A 6493-nucleotide genomic window follows, 5' to 3' on the forward strand; every position below is an offset into this window, starting at 1 on the left:
TATTAATATATTTTTCATTAAGATCCATTGCAGTTTTTTCGTCTTTAGATTCTGTGAATATTCTTAATATTTTTTCCGTGCCCGATGGCCTTATTAAAACCCAGCCTGAATCCTCATATATCTTTATTCCGTCAAGTAGATCTGTTTTTTTATTTCCCAGTGCATCAAGTAATTTATTTTTAATAACATCCCAGTCATATTTTCTGGGTACTGACTTTTTTACCATGTAATATTTTGGTATCTCCTTTAGCAGTTCACTTATTTTTTTATTCTCACAGGCAAGCAGGTTGAGCATTAATGACATTGTCATGGCGCCATCTCTGCAGAACTGATGTTTACCATATATGACACCACCATTCTCCTCTCCGCCAATCACAGCATTGTTTTCTATCATGGTTCTGGCCACAATCGGGGCACCCACCCTTGTTACAATTATTTTTGCATTTTTTTGCTGGCACACATCCTTTAATGCATCAGAGCTGCTTGTTGGGGTAACAAGAGTTTCCCCGGCCCTTAATGTATATTTTGCTATTAAGGCCAGGCTTTCATTTCCATCTATAAAATTACCATTTTCATCTATGAATACGCATCTGTCAGCATCACCATCGTGTGCTATGCCTATATCGAATTTGCCAGTTTTCATAATGTTTATAAGATCCTGCAGATTTTCTGGTTTTGGCTCAGAATTTCGTCCTGTAAATTTTCCATCAGGGTTTGAATTTAATGTTACTATATGGCAGTTGAGCCTGGAAAGTAAAAGCGGGCTTGTATAATATGATGCACCGTTTCCGGTATCTATGGCCACATTTAATTTTCTCTCTGAGATCTTTTTAAAATTAATCAGTGATATTATGCCATTTATGTATAAATCCACTGCAGTATCATCATAATAAAATCTTCCTGCATTTTCCCATGAAACATTTTTAAATTTTTTATTCATTATTAATTTTTCTATTTCATATTCCTTTTTTTCATCTATTTCTGTTCCATCCATATCTATTGCCTTTATGCCATTATACTGTGGTGGATTATGTGATGCAGTTATCATAATTCCCGGAACATGATTTTTTTTGCAGTAATACTGCAGTGCAGGTGTTGGCAGTATACCAAGATAAACCACATCAGTGCCTGCGGACATTACTGCAGATGAGACCGCATTTAATATCATATCGCCGGTTATCCTTGTATCCTTTGCCATGGCTATTTTTTTAGCACTGAAGAATGTTGCCATGGCCTTTCCAACATCCATGGAGAATTCAGCTGACAGATCATCATTTGGTATACCTCTTATCCCATTGGTTCCAAAAAAATGTAATTCCATATAATGGTATTGTATGCATTTATAATAATTTTTTATTTTTTATATTGTAAACCCTGCCACGCCATGTAATATCTTTCATTCTGTTTGCCATGAAAAGATTAAGTGTATAAATAAATGGCATTAAAATTGCGGCAATTACATTTTCAGGCGATACCTTATTGAGACGCCTAATCATGTTCAAAATATATAATATCTCCGGTATTAAAAATAATAAAAAGAGTTTGTTATAAAATATGCCTGCAAATATGGCAGAGAAAAACAGAAACATGTAAGAAAAATAGAATAAAATTCCATAATAAAATATCTTTTTTGATGCAGCAATTGATAGAGCGGTCTGCCTGTTTGCCCACTCAAAAAACTGCTCAAAATTTTCTGGAGAATTTACCACAGGCATTGCCCTTTTTACATAATAAAGATCCAGATTTTTATCCTTGGCTATTTTTGTTAGTGCTGTATCATCCGATATATTGCTGCAAAAATAATCAAAATAATTGTTAAGCAGAGATTTTTTGAATGCAAGAGAACCTCCCCACCCAAATCTTGTTAGTTTTGCCTCCATAAGGCCCATGCCAACAAACCCCCAAACCTCCTTAACCCTGCTCCAGAATCCTCCAACAGGTTTAAAATATGGAAAGGTTGTGGAAATTCCGGCATTATCAATTCCAAGTGGCATAATAAGATACTTAAGCCACTGTGATGAGACCAGAATGTCAGAATCAGCAATAACATAAACTTCATAATCGGGATATTTTTCAATTGCAGTGCATAGGGCCCGCACCTTACCACTGCATTTACCGCACTGAAAATCTGATACAATGCAGTCTATTTTTAGTTTATTTATAATACTGCATGCAGGGTCATCAGGGGAATCAACAATTGTAACAGCATGGTAATCTGGATAATCCTGATTAATTATAGATTTAAGGTTCTCCTCCAGTGAATAATCCACACCACGGCATGGTATCATAACAAGCGTTCTTGGCCTGTAATTGTTTTCTATATCATCATTTACATTTTTATGTGTTTCTATTAAAATAAATCCAAGAGATACAAGCAGTAAAATGATTATATATATTACAAGCAAAATAAAATAAATTAACATTTATATTAATGAGATATCCCTTGTATCAACCTGGCTTACATTCTTTACAGAGGAGATTGCACCCTCAACCCTGTCTATTTTTCCCTCCTCATCTGGAACAATAACCTGAAACATTAGAGCCTTAAGGCCGAAGCCTATCTCCTCCTCATTAACACTATTTATCTTGCACAAATCCTTTATTTTCTCAGTAATGTCATTCTTTAGGCTTTCCAGGTCAATATCCACAGACTCTGGAAGCACTCTCAATAAAACCATTACATCTCCCATTTTAATCACGGCCCCATAAATCCACATTTTGGGCAAACATATGGCGTGGAATGTTCCCTGCACTGTTTGCACCTTCCTATAATCTCCTCCCCACAGTTTGGACATGGAAATATTGAATAACCGACCTCCACGAGTCCTATACCACATGATGTACAAGTATCCTTTGTATTTATATTAATCACTTCCAGTTCCTCATTATTTAAAAATATATAACCTTTATTTTATCAAAAAAATAATGACCATATTAATAATTACATTATATGGAAATAAAAATAGGGGAAAAAAATTTTTTAATAAAAGAGAATCAGATTTTTGTCGCATCTGAAAGGCCATTATATTACGGTATTATCTCAAGGCAAATGTCGAATATATGGAACGCACTTACAGACGCCAATTCTCTGGTATTAAACGAAAGGAATATGAATATAAAATACAGGATAGATGTTGGTGAAAATTCGATATTTTTTGCAACACCTGAAGAATAAATATTTGTACCATATAAAAGACTGATAACGGTTAAAGCCCGAATAATGATGGTATAAAGCCATCAACCACATTTAGGACCAGTGAAAGTATGAACAGGAATGCAAAAACTTTGCTGTTCCAGTAAAATACCTTGCTCCCATCAAGTGGGGGAACAGGTATTAGGTTGAAGAGCGCGAACCAGAAATTAAGAAGTGCAACATAATATAATATAAAACCAGCTATGCCGGTGCTTATAAAGATATATATAAGGTAAAATAACGCTCCCAGAGCAATATTTGTTCCCGGTCCTGCTGCGGCTATTTTTCCCTCGCTTTCAGAATCATAAAGTCCGGCAAATTCAACAGCACCTGGGGCTGCTATGATGAAGCCAAATAATGAGGTTATAAGCGCAAGAATTATTCCGAGATTCCATAATTTAAAAAATGCAACAGCGCCTAGCCTTCTTGCAACAGTCCTGTGTGCAAGCTCATGAAGCAGAAATGCAGTAACTGTTACACTAAATCCGGCAAGGGCAAAAATTGGCAGAAATGCCACGTTAATATGGTATATTCCACCTGTTAAAAACATTGTAAATGCCAGCGTTAATACTAGTACCGCAATAAATATATCATTTCTTTCATTAAATCTATTATACATCATTTTTAATCTCTCTGTTAACCGAATCCAGTATATTTATGGCATCAAGAACGCCTATATTAAATCTGGATACAATATCCATAATTGATCCTGGTTTATTTTCCAGGTCTTTATACATTGCAAGGGCGGCCTTTGAAATATTAATATTTATTTCATTATTCATGGCCCAATTAAGAAATATATAAAAATTTTTTGATTTTATAACATCATTTAAAATATGATTTATGTGATATATCTTAATCTCATGTATATTTTTAATGCCCATATTACGAATCGCCCTTAATACTTCTATTGACATCTGGTTATACTTATATTTATCTATGAATGTGTACGGTTCCCTGGATTCCAGAAAATCATAAACCTCATTTATGAAATATTCCGGAATAATTGATGTTGCAAGCTCTCTGTCAATTATTTTATTATTATCATATTCTTTTTTCAGAATTAATTTTGCGTATTCTATAACGTTTTTAAATTTCAATGAGGCTATTTTTCTATTTTTTAATTCAGATTTTACCTCATGGTTTATCATGCCTTGGTACTTTGTTTCCATTAAATATAAATCATTATACATAAAAAGTCTCGCATATGAATATAAAATATATTTAATATTATTTGAATTTATAAGATTCTGGAATTTTTTGCTTATGTTTAATATACCTTCATAATTCCTGATTGAATAATAAAAATCTATTAATAAATTAAATAAATAAATGGATTTAAACCTTCTGAAACCTGATTTTAAAAGGTACATGGATTCCTCCTCATTATTATTTAGATACTCTGCATGTGCAAGCTTTAAAAGAATGGCCTGGCTATTTCTGTTGTAATAATAAACAATCTTGAGTGTTTTTTCAGCCTCATCATAATTTTCATTATGTATAAAACCATCGGCAATCAGCTCACCAATAACATTATCATGTGTTTCATTGAAAACGTCCTTAAGGGCATTCATAATTACAGGAGAATCAAAATCCTTTAAAATTGCAAATGAATAAATTCTTCTTAATTTCTTTTCCACTAGTAGATCACCGAGGGGTATTAAATCACCCTTTACAATATATAAAACAGATAAAAGGAAATAATTACCAATTGATTTCAGGTAATCAATTGAATTGCCATAAATATCTACGGATTCAAGCAGCGTTTTAAGGTTAATTAAGTTCGCTTCAGGTTTTCTTATATAGGCCATAAGATAATTAAATATGGCCTCATTATACATTTTTTTTGAGAAATAATAATCACCCAAAATTGAATAAATTTTATAATTTACAAGACCTGTTTTTAATAAAAATCTGGCTGCGTTATCAGGATTTTCCTCATAAATTATATAATAGTGCTTGATCACATCGCTTACATTTAATCCATTTTTTAGAATTAATGCAGAATATTGAATTCTGTCTTTAAAATTATTTGCAAAATATCTCTTTATTCTAAGCAAATTTATATCATCAATATTCAGGTTTTTAAGTCTAGCATAAATATCCTCATTAGGAACAATGTTTGCCTGAAGTATCATATCATAAACATACTGATAAACACATGACATATCTTTATCAGAAATTGTATTGGCTATATCTACCATATCTGAATTTTTATCTATTAAGTATATTAAAAATTTCACAGCCATAAATTTTTCATTGTCAAGCTTTTCTATGGCATAATTAATGTAACGTTTTGCATCTGAATACTCCTTTTTATAATATTTAATAAGTGCCATGAAATAATTTATGAACGGATCATTATCGAATCCATCCATGCTTCCAAGCAAAGAAAGGGCCTGATCCATCCTCCCTGATCTTATTAATGTTTCCGTAACAGGGTATATAAAATATTTGGAATCATGCTCAGCAGTATCAATAATTCCAGAATAGATATCCATGATGTTCTCAATTAAAATTTTTATATCCCTAAATTTGTCCATGTCCAGCATATCATTTATTTTTTTTGGTATTGAATGTTTTTCAAAATTTATTGTAATCAATGATATAATATAGGCACACGAAATTGACCCTGAATTTATTACAGACTTTATGTAACTAAATGGGTCCTTTATTTTCCTGCCCTTTAAAAAATCAATTATTAAAGAAAGCAGTTCATAATCATACTTATACTTTTCAAAAAATTCCAAAAACCTGTTATTCCTGCTAAATAAAAAGATTGTATCAATGACCTTGCCATTACCCAGTATTGAAGGGTTTTTATTTATTTGTGCAAGCCCGGCATCAAACTTATTGGTGTATATTAACGCCGGAATATAATATTCAGGATACCTTTCCATTATATTTTGTTTTTCCATAAAATTTATAATTTTTTCATTCTCACCATTTTTATAATAATAGTTAAGTATTGTCCTGTATACAAAATCATCAGCAGAATTATTTTTAACCAAGTTTAATGCAGTTTCAAACTCAAGGTCAATGTCGCCGTTTTTACGGTAATAAATTAGCATCTGTTTCAATATGTCATTGTCTGTTCCGTACTGTTTTTGATACTCTTTAATATCATCCTCGGCCTCGAAAAACATTAATAGGTTTATTTCTGAATTTATTTTATATATAAGCTGTTCTCTGCTTAGGTTATTTTTATTATAATTTATATATGTAAGCGTGGATGCATAATCGCCTATTTTATACTCTATTTCAATAATTCTGTTTATAACATTTTTATTAATATTATAA

At 32.0% G+C, this 6493-nt stretch carries 7 protein-coding genes; 1 reads left to right on the forward strand and 6 read right to left on the reverse strand.

Going from position 1 to position 6493, the window contains the following annotated elements:
• The 4 genes from glmM to AOG55_RS09200 form a co-directional block, all read right to left on the reverse strand.
• The coding region (gene glmM / locus AOG55_RS07510; protein ID WP_055041116.1) for a phosphoglucosamine mutase at window positions 1-1321 on the reverse strand (1321 nt) is incomplete at its 3' end.
• Between the two features lie 19 nt (window positions 1322-1340).
• Complete coding sequence (locus tag AOG55_RS07515; RefSeq protein ID WP_236688992.1) at window positions 1341-2405, reverse strand: glycosyltransferase; 1065 nt, start codon at window positions 2403-2405, stop codon at window positions 1341-1343.
• An 18-nt stretch (window positions 2406-2423) separates the two neighbouring features.
• Complete coding sequence (locus AOG55_RS07520) at window positions 2424-2690, reverse strand: elongation factor 1-beta (protein WP_048101329.1); 267 nt, start codon at window positions 2688-2690, stop codon at window positions 2424-2426.
• 5 nt (window positions 2691-2695) lie between these two features.
• The gene (locus AOG55_RS09200; protein ID WP_231563387.1) at window positions 2696-2872 is read right to left on the reverse strand and encodes a zinc finger domain-containing protein; all 177 of its coding nucleotides are present in this window, start codon (window positions 2870-2872) and stop codon (window positions 2696-2698) included.
• A gap of 78 nt (window positions 2873-2950) precedes the next feature.
• Between AOG55_RS09200 and AOG55_RS07525 the strand changes: the two genes are divergently transcribed.
• A complete protein-coding gene (locus AOG55_RS07525; RefSeq protein WP_048100921.1) occupies window positions 2951-3175 on the forward strand; it encodes a hypothetical protein in 225 nt (74 codons plus the stop codon).
• A gap of 31 nt (window positions 3176-3206) precedes the next feature.
• Here the strand turns inward: AOG55_RS07525 and AOG55_RS07530 are convergent, their stop codons facing one another.
• Together AOG55_RS07530 and AOG55_RS09510 are read right to left on the reverse strand one after the other, a co-directional pair.
• Window positions 3207-3815 (reverse strand): peptidase, encoded by a 609-nt coding sequence (locus AOG55_RS07530; protein ID WP_052656656.1) that lies wholly within the window; start codon window positions 3813-3815, stop codon window positions 3207-3209.
• The coding region (locus AOG55_RS09510; RefSeq protein WP_055041118.1) for a tetratricopeptide repeat protein at window positions 3805-6493 on the reverse strand (2689 nt) is incomplete at its 5' end. The genes AOG55_RS09510 and AOG55_RS07530, both read right to left, overlap by 11 nt.

The organism is Acidiplasma cupricumulans (assembly GCF_001402935.1).
In the GTDB taxonomy this organism is placed as follows: Archaea; Thermoplasmatota; Thermoplasmata; order Thermoplasmatales; family Thermoplasmataceae; genus Acidiplasma; species Acidiplasma aeolicum.

Bases quoted from the DNA above. Each gene is read 5' to 3' on its own strand.
- AOG55_RS07530 (WP_052656656.1), bottom strand. From the start codon at position 3,815: ATGATGTATAATAGATTTAATGAAAGAAATGATATATTTATTGCGGTA.
- AOG55_RS07520 (WP_048101329.1), bottom strand. From the start codon at position 2,690: ATGGGAGATGTAATGGTTTTATTGAGAGTGCTTCCAGAGTCTGTGGAT.
- AOG55_RS07525 (WP_048100921.1), top strand. From the start codon at position 2,951: ATGGAAATAAAAATAGGGGAAAAAAATTTTTTAATAAAAGAGAATCAG.